1 pseudogene is annotated in these 255 nt (G+C 59.6%); it reads left to right on the forward strand.

From position 1 onward, the window contains the following. A pseudogene (locus tag ACMV8I_RS21565) lies at positions 1–255 on the forward strand (VENN motif pre-toxin domain-containing protein); the annotation flags it as partial.

The following is a 255-nucleotide window of genomic DNA, read 5'->3' on the forward strand; positions in this document are numbered from 1 at the left end:
TTCAGGGCTTAGCGGGCGGCGACATGGCGAAAGCGTTGGCGGGAGCCAGTGCGCCGTATCTGGCTGAAGTGATCCACAATATGACCACCAGTCAAGACGGTAAAACCGTCAATACCGAAGCCAATCTTATGGCACATGCCGTGGTGGGTGCCGTGGTTGCCCAAATCAGCGGCAACGGCGCGTTGGCAGGAGCATCGGGTGCGGTGGCGGGCGAGTATATTGCCCAGCAGATGTATCCGGGGGTTGATCGGGAGA

This window comes from Ewingella sp. S1.OA.A_B6 (assembly GCF_049889095.1).
Classification (GTDB): domain Bacteria; phylum Pseudomonadota; class Gammaproteobacteria; order Enterobacterales; family Enterobacteriaceae; genus Ewingella.